The organism is Pseudoduganella flava (assembly GCF_007830495.1).
Classification (GTDB): Bacteria; Pseudomonadota; Gammaproteobacteria; order Burkholderiales; family Burkholderiaceae_D; genus Rugamonas; species Rugamonas flava.
This window is the reverse complement of sequence record NZ_VLKW01000008.1, coordinates 252,831-277,775: the sequence shown is the minus strand read 5'-3', so window position 1 is coordinate 277,775 and position 24,945 is coordinate 252,831. Positions and strand designations below refer to the sequence as shown.

At 67.5% G+C, this 24,945-nt stretch carries 18 protein-coding genes; 5 read left to right on the top strand and 13 right to left on the bottom strand.

Going from position 1 to position 24,945, the window contains the following annotated elements; all coding sequences use genetic code 11:
- Positions 1-3: 3 nt before the first annotated feature.
- From IP92_RS20710 to IP92_RS20695, 4 genes are all read right to left on the bottom strand, one after another.
- The gene (locus tag IP92_RS20710; protein WP_199271855.1) at positions 4-1,803 is read right to left on the bottom strand and encodes a glycoside hydrolase family 28 protein; all 1,800 of its coding nucleotides are present in this window, start codon (positions 1,801-1,803) and stop codon (positions 4-6) included.
- Between the two features lie 21 nt (positions 1,804-1,824).
- Positions 1,825-3,399: a DUF5060 domain-containing protein gene (locus IP92_RS20705; RefSeq protein ID WP_145878604.1), complete on the bottom strand. Its 1,575-nt coding sequence runs from the start codon at positions 3,397-3,399 to the stop codon at positions 1,825-1,827.
- Between the two features lie 64 nt (positions 3,400-3,463).
- Positions 3,464-6,373 carry a TonB-dependent receptor domain-containing protein gene (locus tag IP92_RS20700; RefSeq protein ID WP_145878602.1) on the bottom strand — a complete coding sequence of 970 codons (2,910 nt, stop codon included), beginning with the start codon at positions 6,371-6,373 and terminating at the stop codon, positions 3,464-3,466.
- 516 nt (positions 6,374-6,889) lie between these two features.
- Positions 6,890-7,996 (bottom strand): Gfo/Idh/MocA family protein, encoded by a 1,107-nt coding sequence (locus IP92_RS20695; RefSeq protein ID WP_145878600.1) that lies wholly within the window; start codon positions 7,994-7,996, stop codon positions 6,890-6,892.
- 157 nt (positions 7,997-8,153) lie between these two features.
- Here IP92_RS20695 and IP92_RS20690 point away from each other — a divergent pair, with 157 nt between their 5' ends.
- Positions 8,154-8,753, top strand: coding sequence for a hypothetical protein (locus IP92_RS20690; protein WP_145878598.1), 600 nt, complete (start codon positions 8,154-8,156; stop codon positions 8,751-8,753).
- 54 nt (positions 8,754-8,807) lie between these two features.
- Here the strand turns inward: IP92_RS20690 and IP92_RS20685 are convergent, their stop codons facing one another.
- From IP92_RS20685 to IP92_RS20645, 9 genes are all read right to left on the bottom strand, one after another.
- On the bottom strand, positions 8,808-9,572 hold the full coding sequence (locus IP92_RS20685; RefSeq protein ID WP_145878595.1) for an ABC transporter permease: 765 nt from the start codon (positions 9,570-9,572) through the stop codon (positions 8,808-8,810).
- Positions 9,572-10,798, bottom strand: coding sequence for an ABC transporter substrate-binding protein (locus IP92_RS20680; protein WP_145878593.1), 1,227 nt, complete (start codon positions 10,796-10,798; stop codon positions 9,572-9,574). Before IP92_RS20680 ends, IP92_RS20685 begins: the two co-directional genes overlap by 1 nt.
- 21 nt (positions 10,799-10,819) lie before the next feature.
- On the bottom strand, positions 10,820-11,602 hold the full coding sequence (locus IP92_RS20675) for an ABC transporter ATP-binding protein (RefSeq protein ID WP_145878591.1): 783 nt from the start codon (positions 11,600-11,602) through the stop codon (positions 10,820-10,822).
- On the bottom strand, positions 11,599-12,690 hold the full coding sequence (locus IP92_RS20670) for an acyl-CoA dehydrogenase family protein (protein WP_145878589.1): 1,092 nt from the start codon (positions 12,688-12,690) through the stop codon (positions 11,599-11,601). Before IP92_RS20670 ends, IP92_RS20675 begins: the two co-directional genes overlap by 4 nt.
- On the bottom strand, positions 12,690-13,244 hold the full coding sequence (locus tag IP92_RS20665; protein WP_145878586.1) for a carboxymuconolactone decarboxylase family protein: 555 nt from the start codon (positions 13,242-13,244) through the stop codon (positions 12,690-12,692). Before IP92_RS20665 ends, IP92_RS20670 begins: the two co-directional genes overlap by 1 nt.
- A gap of 111 nt (positions 13,245-13,355) precedes the next feature.
- Positions 13,356-14,273, bottom strand: coding sequence for an AraC family transcriptional regulator (locus IP92_RS20660; RefSeq protein ID WP_145878584.1), 918 nt, complete (start codon positions 14,271-14,273; stop codon positions 13,356-13,358).
- 102 nt (positions 14,274-14,375) lie between these two features.
- On the bottom strand, positions 14,376-15,779 hold the full coding sequence (locus tag IP92_RS20655) for a GntP family permease (protein WP_145878582.1): 1,404 nt from the start codon (positions 15,777-15,779) through the stop codon (positions 14,376-14,378).
- A gap of 79 nt (positions 15,780-15,858) precedes the next feature.
- Positions 15,859-16,143, bottom strand: a complete 285-nt coding sequence (locus IP92_RS20650; protein WP_145878579.1) for a hypothetical protein — start codon at positions 16,141-16,143, stop codon at positions 15,859-15,861.
- A gap of 39 nt (positions 16,144-16,182) precedes the next feature.
- Positions 16,183-16,368 carry a hypothetical protein gene (locus tag IP92_RS20645; RefSeq protein WP_145878577.1) on the bottom strand — a complete coding sequence of 62 codons (186 nt, stop codon included), beginning with the start codon at positions 16,366-16,368 and terminating at the stop codon, positions 16,183-16,185.
- Positions 16,369-16,694: 326 nt separating this feature from the next.
- Between IP92_RS20645 and IP92_RS20640 the strand changes: the two genes are divergently transcribed.
- From IP92_RS20640 to IP92_RS20625, 4 genes are all read left to right on the top strand, one after another.
- A complete protein-coding gene (locus IP92_RS20640; RefSeq protein WP_229418886.1) occupies positions 16,695-17,228 on the top strand; it encodes a gluconokinase in 534 nt (177 codons plus the stop codon).
- Between the two features lie 81 nt (positions 17,229-17,309).
- Positions 17,310-20,369, top strand: a complete 3,060-nt coding sequence (locus IP92_RS20635) for a TonB-dependent receptor domain-containing protein (protein WP_145878575.1) — start codon at positions 17,310-17,312, stop codon at positions 20,367-20,369.
- A 12-nt stretch (positions 20,370-20,381) separates the two neighbouring features.
- Complete coding sequence (locus IP92_RS20630; RefSeq protein ID WP_229418885.1) at positions 20,382-21,692, top strand: gluconate:H+ symporter; 1,311 nt, start codon at positions 20,382-20,384, stop codon at positions 21,690-21,692.
- A 250-nt stretch (positions 21,693-21,942) separates the two neighbouring features.
- Positions 21,943-24,945 carry a glycosyl hydrolase family 28-related protein gene (locus IP92_RS20625; RefSeq protein ID WP_145878573.1) on the top strand — a complete coding sequence of 1,001 codons (3,003 nt, stop codon included), beginning with the start codon at positions 21,943-21,945 and terminating at the stop codon, positions 24,943-24,945.

Sequence of the window (24,945 nt, the reverse complement as noted above, 5' to 3'; positions counted from 1 at the left end):
GCCTTACCCCGACAGCTTGCGATCGTAGCGCTTGCCGCCGATCGTCACATTGCTCAAGACGACGTCGCGCGCATTGTGCACGTACCACGGCGCATCGGCCCGCACCGGCGTGCCGAAGTCGCAGTCGCGGATCGTCACGTTGCGCACCGGGAGTACGGGCTTGCCCGCCGGCCCGTTGTAGCTGTTCGCGACGGGACCCAGCACGACGAACGCCTGGTAGCAGCCGAAGCTGCCTTCCGGCGTCTTCACGTTCGACACGGCGATACCGGAGATGTGCACGTCCGACACCTCCGGCGGCCTGTCGCGCACCAGGTCGAACGACGGCGTGTAGTCGCAATCGAACGTGATGACGGCACCGCCACCCGTCGGCACCGTCTTCGCGGGCACGGGCCCGCCGGGAATCGGCGTGTAGAAGCCGGGCTTGATCCGCACGCCGTTCGGCAGCTTCAGGTTGCGCACGTAGAAGTGGCGCAGGTACCCGCCCCGGTTCATATTCGTTTTCAGCCGCACGACGGTATTGAGCGGATCGGTGGCCCAGTGCTCGTTGCGCACGTCCAGGTTTTGCGCATACACGTGCTCGATGCCGGCCGACATCTCGCTGCCCAAGGTGACGGCGCCATGGCCGCTGTTCATCACCGAGTTCTGGATGACGACGTCGCGCGTGGGCCCATAACCCGTATCGCGGTTCTTGCCGGCCTTGATCGCGATGCAGTCGTCGCCCGTGTTGAACCAGCAGCCGTCGACCAGCACCGTGTCGCACGACTCGGGGTCGAAGCCGTCCGAATTCGGCCCGATCGACTCCATCCGCACCTTCGAGAACTGCACGTTGCGGCACTTGACGGGATGGTGGATCCAGAACGGCGCGTTGACGGCCAGGTAGCCCTGCATCAGCACGTTCTCGCAATCGACGAACTCGATCATCGACGGGCGCAGGTAGTGGCCCAGCCCGAACACCCGCTTGTCCGCCGGCACGCCGGCTTCGGACAGCGCCGGCAGATACTTCTCGTCGCTGCGCGCGTTCGGCCGGTCGCCCACGATGCGCGCCAGGGTCGCCGCGTCCAGGTGCGGCACGACGGCGGCCAGCGGCGCATTCGCGGGATTGTCGACGCCCTGGTGCAGCGCGCCGGGCAGCGCCGCCTTCTGGTTCATGCCCCACCATCCCGGCCCGCTGCCGTCCTCGAACGGCACGCCGGCCTGGCCATCGAGCACGCTGGTCCAGTCCTCGCCCGTCAGCGCGATGTTCTTCTGGCCGCGGGCGTACACGAGCGGCGAGAAATTCAGGCAGTCGTTGCCCTGCCAGCGCGACAGCACCAGCTTGCCGTTCGCGCCGCAATCGAACTCGCCGTCGCGCGCATAGTCGCGCGGGTTGGCGGAAAAGTACACGCGCGCGCCGGCCGCGAGGTGCACGCGCACGTTCGACAGCAAGGTGATCGGCCCCTTCAGGTACCAGTCGCCGGCCGGGATCAGCACGCGCCCGCCGCCCGCCTCGTGCGCCGCACGGACCGCGGCGCTCAAGCCCGGATGGCTGTCGTGCGTGCCCGGCACCGGCGTCGTGACGAGGCCCGGCTCGCGCACCTTCGGCTGCCCCTTCACCTGGTGCACCTTGCACGGCTTCGCGCCGTAGGCGGTGATGACGAAGTCCCGGTCCGGAATGGGCAGCGGCTTGTCGAACACGGCGGCGATGCGGCGGGCACGGTCCCACGGGTCGGGCGATTGCGCCAGCGCGGGCAAGGCTGGCAGCGCGGTCAGCGCAGCCGCACCCTTGAGCAGGATGCGCCGTTGCGCGAAGCTGGTATCTGTCATGTCGGTCCTCCGGTGATTGATTCAGGCGAGCCGCACGATGCGGATCGCCATGTAGGGGCGGCCGGGCAGCGCGATGGCGCGGCCGTCCTTGTCCGCGTACGTGTAGTCGTCGCGCTTCGTGATCTCGAATGTGTTGGCGAGCGGCGTCACGGTCATGTTCCACGTGTCGATCACGTCGGCGCGAAAGCGCATGCCGTCCGCCAGCGCCGTCTTGAACAGCACGAACGGCCAAGTGGTGGGCGCCGCCGTGCCGAAGTAGCCGAGATAGTACTGCCCGTGCTTGCCGGCGAACGGGTGGTCCTGCCACTTGTCGATCGGCTCCAGTCCCTCCGGCGGACCGTCCTCCAGGATGCGGCGGAACAACGCCAGCCGTGGCGGACTGCCGCCCTTCAGCGTGCCGCCGCGCGACCACCAGACGATCTCGTTCGGATCGAGGTAGGTTTCGCTGTGGCCCACGTAGGAGCCGGCGATGGCGCCCTGCCAGAAGCGCAGCACCATCTCCTCGGCGGACAGGTGGCCCCAGCGCTTCGGGAAGTCGCCCTCGTACTTCACCTCGTCGAACACGACCGGCTTTTCGTACGCATCGCGGTACAGCACGGCGCGTTCGAAGTCGGCCGTCGCATTGCCATGCTGGATACTCGCGTGCGTGACCCATGGCTTCGTGTGGTTGTACATCCGGAACGCGTTGTGGATCGAGCGCAGGTGGTCGTACGGGTCGGCCGCCTGCACGGTCCGGAACAGGCTGTCCCACTCGTCCTCGCCGCGGCCCTCGACAAAATCGTATTCGTTGGCCAGCGACCACCACACGTTGCGATAGGCCGCCAGCCGTGCCACCACGTAGCGCAGGTAGCGGTGGTTGACGTCCTGCGGCATGCGGTCGAAGCCCCAGTGCCCCTTGTCGTAGGGGTGGAACAGGATGATGTCTGCCTCGATGCCCAGGTCGCGCAGGGCCGCGACGCGCCGCTCCAGGTTGCGGAAGAAGGCGGGATTGAAGCGGCTGAAGTCCCATGCGCCGCGCCGCCCCTCGAAGGGGTACAGCGGTGGCTCGTCGCGGTTGTAGTCATACCACTTCGGGAACACGCACATGCGCAGCTTGTTGAACGGCGCGCCGGCCAGCGTGCGCAGCGTGCGCTGCTGCAGCTCCTCCTTCTGGTGCGTCCACGCGTAGCAGGTGGTGCCGACCTGCCGGTATGGCGTGCCGTCCTCATAGCCGAAATGGAAGCGGTTGCGCACCCGTACCGGCCCGTGGTTGCCCGGGCCCGCCGGCAGCACGTCGATGCGGCCGTGCCGGGCATCCAGCGCTGCCACATTGCTGCGGGTCTCGTAGTCCCACGTGCCGGCGCTGCCGGGCATGAAGCGCACCAGGTAGCGGCCGGCGCCGTCATAGAATCCGTCGACGCGCACGACCTGCCCACCCTGGCGGAACGTGGCGGACAGCGTCACGTCGACGAACGGGTTGCCGTCTTCCGGCCCGGCGAATGCCAGCTCGCACAGCCCCCAGCGCTCCACGCGGGCTGCGGCCGCCGCGCCGAACGACCATGGCGTGCCGGCGGCCAGCGCCAGTGCCGGCAGCGTGCGGAGGAATCGTCTTCTCATGCGTGGTCCTCGGGAACGCGGCAAAGCCGGCGCGCGGCCGGCTTTGCCATCGACTGCGGAGGGATCAGAACTTGTACTCGACAGACAGGCGGTAGACCCGGCCCATCATGTCGGCCATGCTCGTGATGTAGCCGCCGCTGTAGATCGAGTTGGCGGTCAACGGCGGCCATTCCTCCGTGATGTTGTTCACGCCCAGGCTGACGGTCGTGTTCTTGATGCCCGTGTAGCGCACGTTCACGTTGTACTGGCTGTACGAATCGACCTTCGTCAGCGTGGAGCCGGTGCGCGGCGTCAGGTCCGTCAGGCCAGTCTGGAAGCGCTGCGACAGCGTGGCCTTCCACGGGCCCAGTCCCCAGCCCAGCGACGCCGTGTACTTCCAGCGCGGGTTAATCTGCGGCATCCCGGCCAGGCCGGCATTCGGGCCCGCGCCGCCGTAGCGGCCGTCGTTCGTGATGATGCCGATATTGCTGTACCACGGGCCATCCTTCTCCGACTGGAACTCGTACTTGTGGTACCACGTCGCATCGATCTTCGCATCGACGGTGCCCCACGTCTGCGCCGGGAAGCGGTAGCTGGCGGAGATGTCGGCACCGCGCACCCGGCTCATGCCGCGGTTCGCCTGGCTGGCGACGATGTGGTCGATCGTGCCGTCGGCACGGCGCATGATGAACGAGGCGTACTTGGCCGGGTCCTGCTGGATCTCGGCGATCGTCACGGCGCCCAGCACGTCCTTGATCTTCAGGCCCCAGTAATCGACCGTCAGCGACAGGTTCTTGATCGGCTCGTAGCCGAAGCCGAACGAGAAGCCGCGCGACTTTTCCGGCTTCAGGAAGCTGTTGTCCGGCGTCTTGGTCCAGTATTCCGTGTTCACGTTGCAGACCTGGTCGGCCGTATAGCCGGGCACCGGCGTACCGGTGCCGGACACGGTGGGCTGCGCGCTGGGGCACAGTACCGGGTCGTCCATGTCGATCGTGCGCACCTCCGCCGTCGGGTTCTGCACGTCCATGATCGACGGCGCGCGGAAGCCCGTCGAGATCGAGCTGCGCAGCAGCAGACTGGGGATCGGCTGCCAGCGCGCGGCCAGCTTCGGGTTCCACGTCGTTTGCTTCAGGTCCTCGTAGTAGTCGCCGCGGATCGCGCCGTTCAGCAGGAACGTACTGGTGATCGGCGCATCCACCTCCGCCAGCAGCGAAGCGATGTCGCGGTGCAGCCGGCGCCCCACGCCCTGCGGTGTTTCGCCGACCAGGTCGTGCTGCAGCACGTTTCCGGCCGCATCGAGCTTGTACGAGCCGTCGGCGTTCTTGTACACGTAGTCGAGCGGCGCATCGTAGGTGCGCGCCGCATCGCGCCGCAGCTCGCCCGCCAGCGCCAGCGTGAGGTCGCCGCCGGGCAGCGTCCACAGGCCTTTCGACAGCGTCACGTCCACGCTCTTGTTGTAGGCCTTGTTCAGGCGGTACGTGTAATCGCGCGCCTCGATGCCGCGCAGGTATTCGAGGCCTGCTTCATCCTGCAGGCCGAACGGATTCAGGATGCCCTTGTCGAAGCCTTCCTGCGCCTTCGAGTACAGCAGGTAGCCGCCGCCAACGCGGGTATCGCGTTTGCTCATCCCCCAATTGAGGCCGGCGCGGTAGTCCCAGCCCAGCACCTCGCCTTCGGCCGTGACGACGATGCGGTCGTTGGTCTGCTCGTCGTTGCGGTAGGCCGGGCCCAGTTCGGCCGGGCCCCACTGGAAGTAGACCGTGCGGCCGTTCATGTTCAGGTTACTGACGGCGCCCGGTGTCTTCGTCGGATCGATGTACATCGTGGGCGTGTTCGAACCGGTATTGCTGCCGACGACCTGCACGGCCGGCGTGATGCCGTTGCCGGGGTAGAAGCGGCTCGATGCGGGCAGCGAATACGTCGTGAACGGGTTCGTCGTACCGGGCACCTGCATGCCGCGGAACTTCTGCACCGTGAAGTTCGAGTGCAGCACGTCGACGTCGATCTTGTGCCCGCCCGGCAGGTTGAAGCTGGCGCGGCCCGCGACGTTGGTGATCTTGCTGCCGTCCGTGACGGCGTTGTAGTAGAGCGGATTGCGGTAGCAGCCGGGCGCGTAGACGGGCGGGTTGTTGGCGCTCTGGTTGCCCAGCGTGGGGCGGGCATACGGCTCCAGGCAGCCGCTCGCGTACGTGGGGTTGTAGTTCGAGTTCGCGCTGCGCGTGAAGCCGAAGTTCGCCAACGGGCTGGCGTTGCGGGCATCCGGGAGCAGGCCGAGGCCCAGGGTGCGCAGCACGTCCGGGTCGTGCTGCTCGGGGCGGTCGGCCTGGAACAGCGCGGTCTTCTTCTGGTGATCGACGGCGATGTAGGCGTTCCAGCCGTCGCTGGCCAGGTTGCCCCAGCCGGCGATGGCGCCGAAGCTCTTCGTGTCGCCGCCGCCGCTCATCTCCGGCGTCGCGTATTCCGCCTTCAGCGAGATGCCCTTGTAGCCGCGCTTCGTCCAGAAGTTCTGCACGCCGCCGATCGCGTCGGCGCCGTAGATCGACGCGGCGCCGCCGGGCAGCGTCTCGACGCGGTCCAGCGCCATGCGGGGGATCACGTTGACGGACACGTACTGGTCCTGCAGCGGTTCGTTGGCGAGGCGGCGGCCGTTCAGCAACGTCAGCGTGCGCATCGGACCGAGGCCGCGCAGGTTCGTCATCGGCCCCGCCGCGCCGGAGTTCGTGCCGAGCGACAGCGACTGCGGCTGCTCCAGCACGAGGTCCTTCAACTCGGTATGGCCGCGCGATTCGAGCTCGGTGGCCTTGATCGTCATGAGCGGCGTCGCGCCCTCGTCAGCGACGCGCCGGATCAGCGAACCGGTGACGACGACCGACTGCACCGGCTCGGCCGGCGCGGCTTCCTGCGCATACGCCTGGCCGGCCATCTCGCTGACCGCGAGCGCCACGGCAAGCGGCATCAATGCCCGGCGCAACCGGGGCTGTCCAATGTGCTTCATGTGTCTCCTCCGCCTGTATTTTTAAAATTGGCTAGATCGGTTGTTTGCACTGGTAGACCAGTCTGATGAATTGGCCGGACCAGTTGAAGCGAGTATGCGCCGCGCCGGCGTGCTCGTCACTGGTAACATGCATCCGCGTTGTGAAATTGCATCAATGAGCAAAACGCTCACGAAGTTGAGCGCCGAAGCCCTTGACGCGACCAAACGTCGCACGTGCGCAACGCCTGCGGCATAGGGACTGTCCCTCGTTTCAGGAAATGTTTCCAAGATCGAGGGACAGTCCCCTGTCGTTGGCGCGCCACGAATTCGAGGGATGCGCGCGGGCCGCCACTCTGGAGCGGGCCGCGTTCCATGCCGCGGAGTCGCGCAAAAACCACGAGAGACTGTCCCTCAAATCAGGAAATATTTCCTGAAATGAGGGACAGTCCCTCGGATTTGGAAATTGTTTCCCGGACGGGGCAGACCGCTGCGGCGGACTGCCCGATTGCAGGAAACTCTGCGTGGAGGTGTGGCCGGTCAGGCCTTCAGCACGATGCGCCGCTTGTCGCGGGCCGATTGGTAGATCGCTTCGATGATGCGCAGGTCGCGCAGGCCTTCTTCGCCGGGGACGATCGGATCCTTGTTCTGCAGTACGCATTGCGACAGGTGATCGAGCTGGCCGGCCCATTGCGTGGCGCCCGGTCCCGGCGGCGGCGTGATTTCGTTCTCGCGGCCGTTGCCGACCCACAGGCGGTTGCCGCGGTACGACGTGCCCGGCTCCAGTTCGATGCGGCCCTTGTCGCCCATCAGCAGGATGTGGTTCTGGTTCGCGCTGTACATCGACATGCACGAGCCGATCACGCCGGACGGGAACTCCAGCTCGAACTCGATCATGTCTTCCACTTCCCGGAAGCGCGGGTCGTTCCTGTCGGTGGTCTCGTGCGCATACACGGCCACCGGTTCCTCGCCCGTCATGTAGCGCGCCGCGTTCAGCGCGTAGATGCCGATGTCCATCAGCGAGCCGCCGCCGGACATCGCCTTCTTCAGCCGCCACGCGTTCGGGTTGTTCGCCGTGAAGCCGTGCTCGGAGCGGAAGTAGCGCAGCTTGCCGATCTCGCCGGCGCGGGCGCGGCGGATCGCTTCCAGGTTGGTCGCCTCGAAGTGGCAGCGGTAGCCGATCATCAGCTTCTTGCCGGCCTGCCGGCACGCGGCGATCATCTGCTCGCACTCGGGCGACGACACCGCCATCGGCTTCTCGCACAGCACGTGCTTGCCCGCCTTCGCGGCGCGGATCGTGTACTCGGCATGCATCGATACGGGCAGGCACACGTAGACGATGTCGATGTCCGGGTTGTCGCGGATGCTGTCGTAGTTCTGGTAGTTGTAGATGTTTTTCTCGGGGACGCCATGTTCGGCCGCGACCCGCTTCGCCTTGGCCGGATCGCCGGACACCAGCGCCACCAGGCGGCTGTGCTGGCAGTTCTTGAACTGCGGGATGATGATGCCCAGGCCATAGCCGCCCAGCCCCACGACCGCATATCCCAGCTTGCGTCCGGCCGGTTGAGCCAGCGCGGGCCCTCCTACCGCCGTGGCCATCGCCGCCGCACTCGCGGCCAGCACGAAATCACGCCGATCGACCGTCATGTCATCTCCTTGGTGTTGTGGGAACGTTTTCAATCGGGCTAGTGTAATACGAAAGACAACTTTGTCGCGGCACGCGTCCGCGACTTGCGTTTGCTAAGTTGCCAATACCGGCCGCCACACGGTATCGTGCGTGCCTTCCCATTCTTCGGAGTCTTCCATGTCCTTCCGCACGCTCATCGCGGCCGTCGCCGTCATCGCCGTCACCACCGGTTGCACGATCAACCGTCCCACGTCCGACGACTATCGCCAGTACCTCGCCAACAACCAGGGCGCCGCGAAGCTGCCGGCCGCGAAGGTGGGCGAGCAGTACTACCTGACGCCCGCCACCCAGGCGCACCACTACGAGTTCCGCTCCGCGACGGCCGGCTATGCGAACGTGTGGACGGTCGATTTCGGCAAGGTGCTGGACGCCACGATGCAGTCGCCGGACGTCATCGCCGCGCTGGGCAACATCAAGAAGGCCAGTGACGACAAGGCCGCCAGCGGCAATACCATCGTGTTCGACCTGCAGAACTACACGTTCAAGGACCACGGCGCGCACGTCGAGCTGGCGATCGCCATCCGGAACGCGCAAGGGGAAGTGTTCCGCAAGGTGTACAAGGCGGACGGCGACACGCAGGGCGGGAAGATGTTCTTCGCCGGCGCGTTCGGCATGAAGAACGCCGTGCAGCAATCGACGAAGCTGGCCGTCGACAGCATCCTGACCCGCTTCCTCAACGACGTGAACAACACGCCGGCCCTGAGCGCGGCCAAGTAAGCCCTTCCCGCAGCATACCGCCGGCACGCATCGCAGCGGGCCGGCGGCGCGGCGTCAGTCGCCGCCCTGCCCCGGCCGCGCGTGCAGCCAGCGCGCATGCGCCGCCCTGGCCGCGTGGTCGAGCAGGTACCCCAGCATGCCGATCAGGACGATCCCCGCCATCAGCTCGGAATACGCCAGCCGGTCGCGCGTATCGAGAATGAAGTAGCCCAGCCCCGCCGACACGCCCAGCATCTCGGCCGGCACCAGCACGATCCAGATGATGCCGATCGCCAGCCGCACGCCAGTCAGGATGTGCGCCGTGATGCCCGGCAGGACGACCCGCCACACCAGTTCGAAACGCGTCGCGGACAGGCTGCGCGCCAGCAGCATCCAGTTCGGATCGAGCTGCGCCACGCCCGCCACCGTGTTCAGCATCAGCGGCCACGTGGCCGCGAACGCCAGCAGGAAGTAGACGGGCGCATCGCCGACGCCGAGCGCCATCACGGCCAGCGGCATCCACGACAGCGGCGACACCATCCGCAGCAGCTGGAACAGCGGCGTGCTGGCCTGCGCGAATGCGCGTGACATGCCGGCCAGGATCCCCAACGGCACGCCCACGGCGATCGCGCACGCCAGCCCGATCGCCACCCGTTTCAGGCTGACGGCCACGTGCAGCCAGATGTCCGGCCCGCGCACCAGCTCCACGAACGCATGCGCCGTGGCGAGCGGCGCGAACATCGCTGCGATCGGCGTGCGCGCCTCCAGCGCGGCGACGCCAAGCGCCCATGCCAGCACCGCCAGCGCGAGGCCGGCGGCCGGCAGCAACCAGCGCCCCATCAGACGGCCAAGGTTTCAGTGCGCAGCAGGTTCGCCGGCAGCCCGAACGCGCCGGGGCCACCCGCCGCGGCGATCGCCTTGCGCACGAAGCGGTCGTCGACGAGGTCGCGCGCGGCGAACTTCGGATCGAGCGTGGCGAGGAAGCGCGCGTCGCCCTCCACCTTCGTCTGCACCATGGCGCGCACCAGCTCCTCCGTGTACGACGCGAACGGGTAAGGCTGGAAGTCGATGCGGCGCTGCTGCCAGGCCGGGTGGGCGATGATGCCGCGCTTTTCATAGGCCGAGTAATCCGTCACGGCCAGCACCTTCGTCAGCGGTTGCAGCGCATGCGGCGTGTAGCGGTGCGAGTCGCTCGCGGAAAGCAGCTTGGCCGTCTCGGCCTGGTTCGAGCGGGCCCACAGCTGCGCATTGACGATCGCGTTCGTCACACGCTGCGACCATTCCGGCTTGTCGGCCAGGTCGCGCTCGGCGAGGAACGTCACGCAGCACGCATGGTTCTTCCACACGTCGCCGGAGAAGCGCAGGATCTTGCCGACGCCGGCCGTTTCGGCGGCCGCGTTGAACGGCTCGGCGACGATGAAGCCGGCAATCGATTTCGCCGCGAGTGCCGACACCATCTCGGCTGGCGCCAGCACGACGAGGTTGACTTCGTTCGGCTTGACGGCGTCGCCGCGGCCGCGCGTGACGACAGTGAGCTTGTGCGCCGCCAGGATCTTCTGCAGCAGGATGTTGTGGATCGAGTACCAGAACGGAATCGCGACGGTCTTGCCGCCCAGGTCCGCCACCGAATTGATCTCGTTCAGGACGGTGAGCGCCGAGCCGTTCACGTGGTTCCATGCCACCACCTTGGCCGGGAACTTGGAGCCGTAGCGCACCCACAAGGTCGCCGGCGACAGCAGGTGGATCACGTTGACCTGGCCGGAGACGAACGCCTCGACGATCTGCGCCCAGCTGCGGAACAGCCGCGGGGTCTCCGTCTTCAGGCCCTGCTCCTCGAACAGCTTGCGGCCGTGCGCGACGAGCAGCGGCGTGGCATCCGTGATCGGCAGGTAGCCGATCTTCACGGGCTGGTCGTCGCCCCTGTGCGCCTGGGCGCGCGCGTCGCCGGCAAACAGCAGCGGCGCCGCGGTGCTGGCGGTGGCCAGCGCGGACATGCGCAGGAAGTCGCGGCGCGTCATGCCGCAGTCGCAATCGGAGGAAACGCAGATGTGGACGTTGTTCTTCATATTCTCGGTGTGGGTGGAAATTCAGGCCGCGGCGCGCAGCGCGGCCACGATGTCGAGCCGCAGGCGCACGACGGCTTCGCCATGCTGCTCGCGCGGCCGCGGAATGTCGACGCGCCATTCGCGCACCAGCCGCCCCGGTGCGCCGGGCCGGCTGGCCAGCAGCAGGATGCGGTCGGCGACGAGGATCGCCTCGTCGATGTCGTGCGTGACGAGCAGCGCGGCCGTATGCCAGCGGTGCACCAGCTCGACCAGCAGCTCCTGCATGCCGGCGCGGGTCACGGCATCCAGTGCGGAAAACGGCTCGTCGGCAAACAGCAGTTCGGGCTCGCGCGCCAGCGCCCGGGCCAGCGCCACGCGCTGCGCCTGCCCGCCCGACAGCTGGGCCGGATACGCATGGGCGAACGGAGTCAGCCCGACAGCGTCGATCGCCTCGGCGATGCGGCGCGCGCGGGTGGCCTTGTCGGTGGCGGGCTGACGGGCGAAGTCGAGGCCGAAGCCGACGTTGGCCGTCACGTCCAGCCACGGCAGCAGGCTCGGTTGCTGGAACACGAGCGCGGCGCGCGGATGCGGTGCGCGCAGCGGCTGGCCCAGGAAGCTGACGGTGCCCTGCTGCGGCGCGGCCAGCCCGGCCAGCGTGCGCAGCAGCGTGGACTTGCCGCAGCCGCTGCCGCCCAGCAGGCAGACGATCTCGCGCCGGCCCACGGACAGCCCGACACCGTCGAACACGGCACGTTCGCCATAGCCGAAGCGCAGATCATGCGCTTCCAGCGCCGGCACCAGCGTGGCGGATACCGCCGCCGTCATGCGCCGCCCGCCGCGGCGCGCTTTTCGAGCTCGATCTGCAATTGCGTCAGGCTCGGCGTCACGATCGGCACGAACGCCGCTTCGCGCCAGCGGCGCGCGAAGTTCGGATCGTGATCCAGCAGGTAGGCGCGGCCGCCGCTGGCCTGCAGCTCCAGCAGCGCGGCATCCTGCACCAGTTCGGCCAGGCCGATGCGCAGGCGGAACAGCGGCGCCGCATCCTTGACGAAGCGGCCATCGATCGCGCCTTCGCGCAGCGCATGCGCATGCGACGCCAGCGCGTCCTGCAACGCGGTCGCGCGTGCGGCCAGGCCGCGCACGTCCGGCGCGCGCTGCTGCGCGGCGGCCAGGCTGGCGCGTGCCAGGCCGACCGACATCGCGCACTGCATGCCGAGGAAGGCCGGCCGCACTCCCGGCAGCCACGCCCGCGCATCCGGCGCGATCACGTCCGCCGCATCGAGACGGACATTTGCCAGCTGGACGGCCGCCGTGTTACTGCCCCGCAGCGCCAGCAGATTCAGGTCGGCGCTGCGCGTCACGCCCGCGCTGTCGCCGGCAAACGCCACCACGGCCGGCGGCGCACCGTCCGGCGCCGTCACCGCGGCCGCCGCGACAAACCCTTCCTTGCGCAGGTTCGTCACCCATGCCAGCCCGCCATCCAGGCGCCAGCCGCCGGCAGTGGCCGTCGCGTCGATCTGCAGCGCCTCGATGCCGGACAGGTACTTCATTGCATTCGACAAGCCGGTGGCGCCACCGCGCTCGCCGCGCAGCATGGCGCCGAGCCAGCGCTCGCGCACCGCCTCGTTCGGGCTCTTCAGCAGGTATTCGATGAACGTGCGGTGGCCCCAGAACACGAAGGCCGCCGTCAGCGACCGTTCCGCCACGGCGGCGATCGCATCGATCGCATCGCCCACGGTGCCGCCCCTGCCGCCCAGCTCCGCCGGCACGCCGCGGCCGAACAGCCCGGCCTGCGCCAGTTGCGGCACCACCTGCGCCGCCAGGTCGGCCGACGTGTCGAGCGCCTCGGCGTGGCGGTCCAGCCAGGACGCCAGCGCCTGCGGCAACGGGGTGCCTTGCCCGGTCGGCGACATCAGATCGCCCCAGGCGCGTAAGGTTGCAGTTCCGGGTTGATCGCGCTGCCGGCCAGCGTATTGGCGAAGTTGCACAGCGTGGCCAGGCTGATGCCCAGCACCACTTCGAGCGCCTGCCGGTCGTTGTAGCCCGCGCCGCGGAACGCCTGCAGCGCCGCGCCCGCGACAGCACCGCGCTGCGCGATCACCGCTTCGGCAAACACCTTGACGGCATCGAGCTTCGCATCGCCCGTGGCGCCGCCGTTCTGCAGCGCGCGCACCGCCTCCACCGGCAGCCCCGCCTTCTTCAGCGCCACGGCCGTGTGGCCTGCCACGCAGAAGTCGCAGCCATGAATGCGCGCGGCGGTGATCTGCACCACTTCGCGCTCGGCCAGCGTCAGACTGGTTTTCCCGTTGATGCCGGAAACGGTCATGTACGTTTCCAGCGCCTGCGGCGAATTGGCCAGCACGCCGATCAGGTTCGGCAGGAAGCCGTTGTTGGCGATGGCTTTCTCGACGTACGGACGGCTCTCTTCGGGCGCCGTGTCGGCGGTGTGCAGCGGAAGTCGGGACATGATGGCCTTTCGATATGCGGATGGCGCCGATTATATGCAGCCGGAGGCTGGACGAACAGTCGTAGACGTCGCATTTTTCTGCTCGATCGTCCACACTGCACCGCGCGTACCTCAGTTCGGGCGTGGCTCCTGGCGGCGCTGGCGGCGGAACGCTCCCGGGTGTTCGCCGATCACCTTGCGAAACGCCCGCGAGAACGCGGCATGCGAGCGGTAACCCACGTGCTCGGCGGCGCGCTCGATCGTCTCGCCGTGGTGCAGCCGCTGCGCCGCGATCTTCATCCTGAGCAGCAGCAGGAATTGTGCGGGCGGCTGGCCGCTTGCATCGATGAAGTGCTTGTAGAAGCTCGAGCGCGACATGTGCACGGCGCGCGCCATGTTATCGGTGGACCAGTCGTCGCCGGGCTCGCGCATCATGCGGTCCAGGAGCGCGGTGAATTCGGGCCGGCGCGCCAGCGCCAGCAAGCCGGAGAGCACCTGCTGGCGGCGCGCCACGTGCCGCGTCACGTAGAAGAACAGCAGTTCGGCGAGCCGCGAGATCAGCGGCGGCGGCGCATCGGGATCGGCACCCGCCTCGGCCAGCATCAGGTCGAACACGGTGCCGGCCGCGCGGATCGATTCGTCGTGCGCGCGCAGTTCCACGACGTCCGGGAACGAATCGACGATCAACGTGCTGAGCGCGCCGCGGAAGCGGAAGAAGCCGCATGCCAGCCCCGTCGTGTCGGCAGCGGGCGCGGACAGCGGCAGCATCGGCGTGGCCGGCATCGGCGCATCCGGATCGGGGTCGGGGCTGAGGAAGTGCGGCACGTCGCGCAGCAGGAACACGCCGTCGCGCGGGCCGAGCCGCAGCGGCGGGCGGCCACGCACGTGCAGCCAGCAGCCGCCATGCAGCACGAGGTGGAAACTGCCCAGGCCGCGGCCCGCGGTCGACGCGCGCCAGCGGCCGCAGTACTGGCCCACGTGAAAAGCGGCGGCATCGAGTTCGATGCTGTCGATCAGCCAGTGCACAAGGCGGTCGTCGGCGCCATCCATCGGTTCATCTTCGTTGTTGCAGACCCGCGATGATACTCCTCACGGCACCGGACCGCCACGAAGAAAACCGCATATCGACAGAAGGCGCCCGCGCCAAGGCGCTTACACCAGCCCCGTCATGTAGTACACAGCGATGACGAAGAACACGGCCAGCGTCTTGATGACCGTGATGCCGAAGATGTCGCGGTAGGACTGCTTGTGCGTCAGGCCCGTTACCGCCAGCAGCGTGATCACGGCGCCGTTGTGCGGCAAGGTGTCCATGCCGCCGCTGGCCATCGCTACCACGCGGTGCAGCACTTCCAGTGGAATGCCGGCCTGGTTGCACAATGCAATGAAGCTGTCCGCCATCGCCGCCAGCGCGATGCTCATGCCGCCGGACGCGGAACCCGTAATGCCGGCCAGCGTCGTCACCGAGATCGCCGCGTTCACCAGCGGGTCCGGAATGCTGCGCAGCGAATGGCTGACGGCGATGAAGCCGGGCAGCGCGGCAATGACGCCGCCGAAGCCGTATTCGGAGGCCGTGTTCATCGCGGCCAGCAGCGCGCCGCCGACGGCGGACTTGGTGCCTTCGGCGAACGACGCGCGGATGCGGTGGAACGCCGTGGCGCACACCAGCAGGATGCCGAGCAGCAGCGCGCCTTCGACGGCCCAGATGCCGACCACCGGCTTGATCGCCAGGTCGACGGGTTTCTGCAGGCCGGGCAGCAGGCTGCCGTCCAGCGTGTAGCTGGTGCCGTACCACTTCGTGATCGCGGCCGTCAGCGCGAAGTTGGCGACGCCGACCAGCACCAGCGGCGCCAGCGATAGGAGCGGATGCGGCAGCGCTTGCGGCGTACCTGGCGCCTGGCGCGGCTTGTCGTCGTCGACGCCATAGCCCTCCCCCTTCGCCATCACGCTGCGGCGGCGCCATTCGAGGTACACGAGGCCCGTGACGGCGGTGGCGATCGCGCCGACGATGGACAGCGAAGGCGCGGCCCAGCCGGTGGTCTGGAAGAACGTCGTCGGAATGATGTTCTGGATCTGCGGCGTGCCGGGCAAGGTATCCATCGTGAACGAGAACGCGCCCAGCGCGATCGCGCCCGGCATCAGCCGCTTCGGGATGCCGCTCTGGCGGTACAGCTCCGCGGCGAACGGGTACACGGCGAAGACGACGACGAACAGCGACACGCCGCCATACGTCAGCAGCGCGCACACGGCGACGATCACGGCGTTGGCGCGCGTGCGGCCGATATAGCGGATCGCGGCATGCACGATCGATTCGGAAAAACCGGCCAGTTCGACGAGCTTGCCGAACACGGCGCCGAGCAGGAACACGGGGAAGTACAGCTTGACGAAGCCGACCATCTTTTCCATGAAGATGCCGGAGAAAACGGGAGCGACGGCGCCTGGCTCCGTCAGCAGCACGGCGCCGAGCGCCGCGATCGGCGCGAACAGGATCACGCTGTAGCCGCGGTAGGCGGCAAGCATCAGGAAAGCCAGGGCGGCAAGGACGATCAGGAAGGACATGGCGAAGGTTGTCGAGTCAGCACGTCCAGCATGCTAACGAATTTACAACTTTCGCGCACGCGCTATTGTCGCTATCGCCCTAATGGAGGATACCGACCGCCAGCTCGGCCCACACCAGCAGCAGCACCAGCACGATGGCCGCGCAGGCCAGCAGGCGCGCGCGCCTGGTGCGCAGCGTTGCCAGCGCGAGTTCGATCGCCAGGCCGGCGCCGCCCAGCAGCACCGCCGCCACGGCAAAGTCGAAGCCGTCCCACGTGACTTCACGCGTGAAACGCATCGCCACGAGCGGGATGGCCAGCAGCGCGCCGGTGGCCAGCAGCACGCGCAGCGCGGCGCGGGACGAACGGCTTGGGGCACTCTTCATCGCTTCCTCCTGCGGTGGCGCGCGGCCATGCTATATGCCTTACTGCTTCGCCTTCTGCTGCTTCTCCCAATCCCGTTCGGCCGTGCCGGCCTTTTCCTTGCAGGCCTCGCGCTGGCTCCAGTCGGTCATGCGGTCGCATGCCAGCGTATCCTGTTCGAGCGGATAAGGGCCTTTGCAGGCACTGAGCATGGCGGCCGCGCACAGCGGCAGGATCATCTTCGTCATCGGGAACGGTCGGGGGCAGGCGACATTGCCTTGCCCATCATACCCGGCGCACCGGCGCAAGCAAACGGGCGGTGCCGTGTTGTAAATACCACATCGTCGTGCCCGCTTTGCCGCTGCGCACAATCTGATAGCGCTATCAGATTTTGACCGTCTTGCAGCGTATGTCACAGAGCAGCAGAGGCGCACCCCTATCCGCTATCGTCCGAGAGCGACGCGCTCGATGCTGCGCCGCAGCATAAAAATACCCTTTACTTGGTGGCCTACTTGCTGAACACTGCGGTGCGATGATAGCGCTAACTGAGGCGCGAATGACTTTGGAGACAGCAATGGCACTACCTCCCCACCCCGCAACGCCGGGCCGCTGGGTCGTGATGGGCGTCTGCGGATGCGGCAAGAGCACGGTCGGCGCCGCCCTCGCGCAGCTGCTCGCCGTGCCCTTCCTCGAGGGCGACAAATTCCACCCGGCCGCGAACGTCGCGAAGATGTCGGCCGGGATTCCGCTGGACGACGCGGACCGCGCCGGCTGGCTGCAGGCGCTGGCCGGCGAAATCGGCGCGGCGCGCGCACGGGGCGAAGGCCTCGTCGTGTCGTGCTCCGCGCTGAAGCGCCGCTACCGCGACCTGCTGCGCCAGGCCGACAGCGAACTGCGCTTCGTCCACCTGCACGGCGCGCGCGAGCTGATCGCCGAGCGGCTGCGCCAGCGCACCGACCACTACATGCCCCCCGCCCTGCTGGACAGCCAGCTGCGCGACCTGGAACCGCTGCAGGACGACGAAGCGGGCTTTCGTCTCGATATCGCGATGCCGCCGGCAGATCTGGTGGCGCGCATCACGGCGGAGCTGCGAGGAGCCGCGATGTAACGAGTAACACAGCAGTCGTTGTTGCAGTGCTGGCGGCGTCCGTGTCCGGGACGCGCCACTATCAAGAAAATGGAGACAAGCATGCGAACACCACTACCAAGGACCCTGATCAACCTGGCCGTCGCCAGCGCCTGCGCGCTGCTGGCAGTGCCCGGCCACGCCCAACAGGCACCGGCCGGCACGACGGCACCGGCGGACGATGCGCAAGCCGCAACGCCGGCGCAGGAATTGACGCAACCGGCGGTGCAGGCCGCGCCAGCCGATGCACAAGGCACCGCATCGACCGGGGCACAAGGCACGGCAGCGGCCGAGCCGCCGAGCGGCGCCGCCACGACGGTGGTGCGCATCTCCGGCTCGCGCATCGCGGCGCGCGGCTTCACGCAACCGACGCCGACGACGAGCCTCACCAGCGCGGACCTGGAAAAGGCCGCGAAGCCGAACCTGTTCAACACGCTGGCGGAACTGCCCGCACTGCAAGGCAGCACGGGCCGCACGACGAGCACGAACAGCACGTCCAGCGGCATCCAGGGCCTGTCGTCGCTGAGCCTGCGCGGCCTGGGCACGATCCGGACCCTGACCCTGCTGGACGGCCAGCGCGTCGTCGGCGCCAACGTCACCGGCGTCACCGACGTCAGCCAGTTCCCGCAGCTGCTCGTCAAGCGGGTGGACGTCGTCACCGGCGGCGCTTCCGCATCGTACGGCTCGGATGCGATCGGCGGCGCCGTCAACTTCATCACGGATAAGAAATTCACGGGCTTCAAGCTGAACGTCGAAGGGGGCCAGACCAAGTACCACGACGACGAACACGGCACGATCCAGGCCGCATGGGGCAAGGGCTTCCTGGACGATCGCCTGCACGTGACGCTGTCCGGCGAATTCATGAAGGAGAACGGCATCGACTCGCCGGGCTTCGGCGAAGTGGGCCCGAACGGCCGCACGTGGTTCAAGAACTCGGCCTACCAGATCCGCCCGCTGGCGCAGACGACGGACGGCCTGCCGCAGTACACGGTGATCCACCACGCGCAGCAATACCAGTACGCGAAGTATGGCCTGATCACGAGCGGCCCGCTGCAGGGCATCGGCTTTGGCGACGGCGGCGCACCGTACCGCTTCCAGTACGGCTCGAACGGCGTGCCGACCGGTACCGGCGCCGTGACGAATTGCGTGAATCCGTTCTGCGTGGGCGGCGACCTGTCCGGCAGCGTCGGCGCCGGCACCAACCTGGCGATGAACCTGAAGCGGCAAGTCGGCTACACGCGCGTGTCGTATGACCTGAACGACGACAACGAGGTGTATTTCACGGCCAATTGGGGCCAGGTGCAATCGCACTTCTCGCCGAACCCCGGCGCGGCGAAGAACGCCAACCTGACGATCCAGTGCGACAACCCGTTCCTGCCCGCGTCGATCGTGGCCGCCTGCGCCGCGAACAACATCACGAGCTTCCAGTACGGCACCGCGAACGCGATCTTCCCCGCCAATATCAACGTGCACCCGACGCGCACGCAGCGCCGCTTCGTCGTCGGCGCGGACGGCAAGATCAAGCTGATGGGCCGCGAATGGTCGTACGACACGTACGCGACGCGCGGCGAGAACACCACCAACATCAACGTGCATGACATCACGCTGAACGCGCGCTACAACGCGGCGATCGATGCGGTGCGCGCGGCGGACGGCCGTATCGTCTGCCGCAACCCGGTTGCCGCGGCATCGGGCTGCGTACCGCTGAACATCATCGGCAACAACCCGGTCGACCCGGCCGCCTGGGCTTACATCGCGCCGCCGAACGGGCCGCGCCAGTACACGAAGCAGAGCCAGGACGTGGCCAGCTTCAACATGAACGGCGACGCGTTCGAAGGCTGGGCCGGCCCCATCTCCGCCGCGTTCGGCGCCGAGTACCGCCGCGAGAAGTACACCGTGCGCGGCGATGCGTACGGCGCGGGCGTCGATGCGAACTCGCCCAACACGGCCGAGTACCCGGCCGACCCGCTGCTGAACAGCACTGTCGGCAACAACTGGTATGCGGGCAATTACCACAACGGGCAAGGCAGCTACAGCGTGCGCGAGGCGTACCTGGAGCTGAACATCCCGCTGGTGAAGTCGGGCACATGGGGCGAGGCGAACCTGAACCTGGCGGACCGGCCGATGAAGTACAGCACCGCCGGCTACATCAACACGTGGAAGGCCGGCGCCACGTGGAAGACGCCGATCGACGGCCTGCGCCTGCGCGGCGTGACGTCGAAGGACGTGCGGGCGCCGAACCTCTCCGAGCTGTATGCGGCACCGGTCGTGATCAACAACGTCGTGCAGTACCAGGGCAACACGATCACCGTGCAGCAGCGCACCGTCGGCAATACGAACCTGCGCCCGGAAGTGGCCCGCAACAACTCGTTCGGCATCGTGCTGACGCAGCCTTCATGGGCACCGGGCTTCTCGGCCTCGATCGACTACTTCGACATCAAGGTCACCGACGTGATCTCGGCGCTGACGGCGCAGCAGGAAGTGGACCTGTGCGTGGCGGGCAACCAGGAGATCTGTTCGGCACTGGTGCTGAACAACCCGGGCAATAACTACGTCACGCTGCAGAACTTCAACCTGGCCTCCTTGCACACGAAGGGCTTCGACATCGAGACATCGTACCGCAAGAACCTCGATGCGTTCGGCGTGCCGGGGCGCTTCACGTTCCGCGCGCTGGCCACGCGCAACCTGCACTTCATCACGGATTCGGGTGTGGTCGGCACGATTCCTTCCGAAGGGGCCGGCGCGAACCTGGGCGGCACGCCGAAGTGGAAGCTGCTGGCGAGCCAGTCGTGGGAAAACGACAAGCTGGCGTTGACGCTGACGGAACGCTGGTTCAGCGACGGCGTGTACAGCAACGAGTACATCGAGTGCCGGACCAACTGCCCGGTATCGACGATCACGCACCCGACGATCTACGACAACCAGATGAAGGGCGCGACGTACCTGGACTTCGGCGCCAGCTACAACGTCAACAAGAACCTGATGTTGTACTTCAAGATCGACAACCTGACGGACCGCGATCCGGAACCGGCGCCGCAGGCCAACGCCAGCTTCGCGATCAACCCCACGCTGTACGACGTGGTCGGGCGCACCTACCGGGCCGGCCTGCGCTACAACTTCTAAGCGGAGGCGCTCGTGTGGAACCTGCTTTCCGTGCTGCTGGCCGTCGGCCTGCTGACGGTGCTGATCGCGTGGGCGAAGGTGCAGCCGCTGATCGCCTTTGTCGTGGCGGCGATGGTGGCGGCCCTGCTGCTGGGGGTGCCGGCCGCGCGCATCCCCGGCGTGATCGAGAAAGGCATCGGCGACCTGCTTGGCTCGCTGGCGGTGATCATCTGCCTGGGCGCCATCTTCGGCAAGCTGATCGCCGACAGCGGCGCCGCGCGGCGGATCGCCACGTCGCTGATCGACACGCTGGGGCCGCGCCGGCTGCCGGTGGCGCTGACGATCACGGGCTTCGTCGTCGGCATCCCGCTGTACTACAACGTCGGCTTCGTGCTGCTCGTGCCGCTGATCTTCTCGCTGGTGTATCAATCGGGACGGCCGGCGGTGGCGCTGGCGATCCCGCTGCTGACGGGCCTGTCGATCGCGCACGGCTTCCTGCCGCCCCACCCGTCGCCGGTGGCGCTGGTGTCGGCCGTGCAGGCGGACATGGGCAAGACGCTGCTGTATGGCCTCGTCGTGGCGATCCCGACGCTGATCCTCGCCGGCCCCGTGTTCGCCATGAGCCTGCACCACATCCGCGCCGAGCCGGCGATGTTCCGCAATGCCGCCGCGGCACCTGAAGGCCAGCTGCCGGGCGCGTTCAACAGCTTCGCCACGGCGCTGCTGCCCGTCGTGCTGCTGGGCGCGACGACGCTCCTGACCATGCTGCGCCCCACGCTGGCGCAGCCGCTGGCCGTGCTGTCGAACCCGTTGATGGTGATGCTGCTGTGTTATGCCGTCGCCGTGGTCACGCTGGGTTTCGCGCAGGGCCGCAGCGTGGCGCAGGTGATGCAGGGGCCGGCCGAGGCGATGCGCGAGATCGCGCCGATCCTGATGATCATCGCCGGCGCCGGCGCGCTGAAACAGGTCTTCGTCGAATCTGGCGTCAGCACGCAACTGGGCGCCCTGCTGGCCGACCTGCCTGTCCCACCGCTGGTGCTGGGCTGGCTGGTGGCGGCCGTGATCCGCATCTGCCTGGGCCCCGCGACGGTCGCCGGCGTGACGGCGGCCGGCATCGTCGAACCGCTGGTGAAAAGCTCCGGCGTGGACCCGAACCTGATGGTCCTCGCCGTCGGCGCCGGCAGCCTGATGTGCAGCCACGTGAACGACTCGGGCTTCTGGATGTTCAAGGAATACTTCGGCCTGTCGCTGAAAGACACGTTCCGCTCGTGGACCTTGATGGAAACCCTGGTCGGCATCTTCGGGCTGATCTTTGTTTTGCTGCTGTCGGCTGTAATCGGCTGAGTTCGTGTCCTTCTGGGGTCAGACCCCAGAGGGACACGAGCTCGGCCGAAAAACTGCTGATGAGCCTGTGTCACTGGTGCCAGGCACCGTTGACACGAGCTCAGCTGCAAAAAAGCTGCTGCTGAGCTCGTGTCTCCTGGTGCCTGGCACGAGAGGACACGAACTCGGCTGTAAAAAAGCTGCTGATGAGCCCGTGTCCTGCTGGGGTCTGACCCCAGAAGGACACGAACTCGACAATAAAAGGAGACACATGAAACCCCATCTGCTACTCGCCGCCGCACTGGCGGCATCAAGCGCACAAGCTGCCTCGACGTCCGCTTACCAGACGATGCCGGACGACCAGCGCGCCGTCGTCGTGCGCGCCAGGGCGGACGGCAAGGCCGACGATACGGACGCCCTCCAGCAAGCCTTCGACCGCGCCGCCAACAACGAGCAAGGCGGCGTCGTGTTCCTGCCGTCCGGCCGCTACCGCATCACGCGCACCCTGCTGATCCCGCTCGCGGTGCGCGTCTACGGCGTCGGGCCGACGCGGCCCGTGTTCGTGCTGGCACCGAATACGCCCGGCTTCCAGAAGGGTGTCGCGAACATGGTGATCTTCACCGGCGGCGACCAGTACCGCGTCGGCAAGGTGCCGGTTCCCGTGCCCAGCGCCGTGCCGTTCGACCCAGCCGGCAAGCCCGTGCGCGACGCCAATTCGTCGACGTTCTATTCGGCGCTGTCGAACGTGGACTTCGAGATCGGCGCCGGCAATCCGGCCGCCGCCGTCCGGATGCACACGGCCCAGCATTCGAACCTGTCGCACATCGACTTCCACATCGGCTCCGGCCTGGCGGGCGTCTACCACGTCGGCAACGTCGGCTACAACCTGCGCTTCTACGGCGGCCGCTACGGCATCCTGGCCGAGAAGACGTCGCCCGCGTGGCAGTTCACGCTGCTGGATTCCACGTTCGAAGGCCAGCGCGACGCGGCGATCCGCGAGCACGAGGCGGGGCTGACGATGGTGAACGTCGACATTCGCAATACGCCCGTCGGCATCGACATCGACCGCGGCTACGGCGACTGGCTATGGGGGAAGGACGTGCGCTTCGAGAACGTGTCAAAGGCCGCCCTCGTCGTCAGCAACGAAAACAACGTCTACACGCAGGTCGGCTTCGAGAACGCCATCGCTCGCAACGTGCCCGTGTTCGCGCGCTTTCGCGACAGCGGCCGCACCGCCAACGGCAACGGCCGCAACTACCGCGTCAGCGCGTTCAACCACGGCCTGACGGTGCAAACGCTCGGTGAGCCGGGCCGCTTCGCGACGAACTTCAAGACGGAGTCGCTGCCCTCCTCCACCCCGGCCCCGTCGCGGGCCCTGCGTGCGCTGCCGCCAACGAAGGACTGGGCCAATGTGCGCACCTTCGGCGCGGTGGGCGACGGCGTCCACGACGACACGGCCGCGCTGCAGAAGGCCATCGACAGCCGCCGCGTCGTCTACCTGCCGCTGGGCTTCTACGTCGTCACCGACACGATCCGCATGAAGCCGGACACGGTACTCGTCGGCCTGCACCCCGGCCTCACGCAGCTGTTGATCCCGAACGGCGCATCGGCGTTTGCCGGCGTCGACACGCCGAAGGCGCTGCTCGAGAGTGCGCGCGGCGGCGATGCCATCGTGTCCGGCATCGGCCTCGCGACGGGCGAAGTCAATCCGCGCGCGGTGGCACTGTTGTGGCGTGCCGGCGCGCAGTCGCTCGTCGACGACGTGCGCATCCAGGGCGGCCACGGCACCCGGCTCTACGACGGCAGCCGCGCCGACCCGTACAAGAAGGATGCGAAGTTCGACACCACCGCGCACTGGGACCGGCAATACCCCAGCGTGTGGGTAACGGATGGCGGCGGCGGCACGTTCTCCGGCATCTGGTCGCCCAGCGGCTATGCGCAGGCGGGCTTTTACGTGTCGAACACGAAGACGCCGGGCCACGTCTACGAGCTGTCGGCCGAGCACCACGTGCGCGCCGAGATCGTGCTGGACGGCGTCGAGAACTGGGAATTCCTCGCCCCGCAGACGGAGGAGGAAGTGCGCGACGGCATGGACTCCACGTCGCTCGAGATCCGCAACTCGAAGAACCTGCTGTTCGCGAATTACCACGGCTACCGCGTCACCCGTTCGCTGAAATCCATGCCGGCCGCGGTGACGATCACGAATTCGTCCGACATCCGCTTCCGCAACGTGCACGTGAACGGCGAAAGCGGCATCGCCACCTGCGACGACGTTGGCTGCACGACCTTCCTGCGCGCGTCGAAGTACCCGTACGAGAACGCGATCCGCGACGTCACGCACCGCATCGACGTGCGCGAGCGCGAATTCGCCGTACTCGATTACACGGGCACGCAGAAGAGCGCTGCCGCCCCACAGGGCAAGGTGGACAAGCTGGAGACGGGCTTCTGGTCGATCGCCGGCGCCGCCGTCGATCGCGCCGGCAAGCTGTATTTCGTCGATCGCCACTGGCGCCGCATCTACAGCTATGGCGAGAACGACGGCCTGGCGGTGGTGCGCGACGCGCCGCTCGATCCCGTCAACCTGGCGATCGACGACAGCGGCAACGTGATGGTGCTGTCGTCCTACGGCCCGCAGGCTTCCGTGTACGCGTTCAAGCCCGGCAGCCCGGCCACCGAGGTGGCGATGATCAAGCCCACCGCCGTGGCGCCAGGCAAGCAGCGCATCGCGGTGCCCGTCAACTTCTGGCAGAACGGCGAGTTCCGCGACCAGCTGAACGTCGACACGTACGAATTCACGACGCTGGCAGAGATGTTCGCACGGGACGTCGCCCAGCCCAAGGCCCAACAATACGTGTCGCCGGACGGCAGCCTGGCGCTGCCCGCCTACCGGGTGCTGCGCCAGGGGCCGCCCGACCACCTGGGCTACCGCTGGTCCGATACGCTCAATACCCACGGTTTCGTCAGCGCCCGCGCCGGCGAACGCGTGGTGTTCACGAACGGTTCCGAGAACCGCACGTTCAGCGGCTTGCTGAACGCCGGCGGCGCCATCACGGACCTGCGCCAGGTAGCGGACCGCGGCGGCGAGAGCGCGGCCGTCGACGGGGTCGGCAACGTCTACGTGGCGAACGGCCAGGTATTCGTCTACGGCGCGGACGGCAAGGAAAAAGGCCGCATCGACGTACCGGAACGCCCGCTGCAGCTGATCTTCGGCGGCGCCGACCGCCGCACGCTGTACATCCTGACCCATCACAGCCTGTATGCGACGAGGATCTGA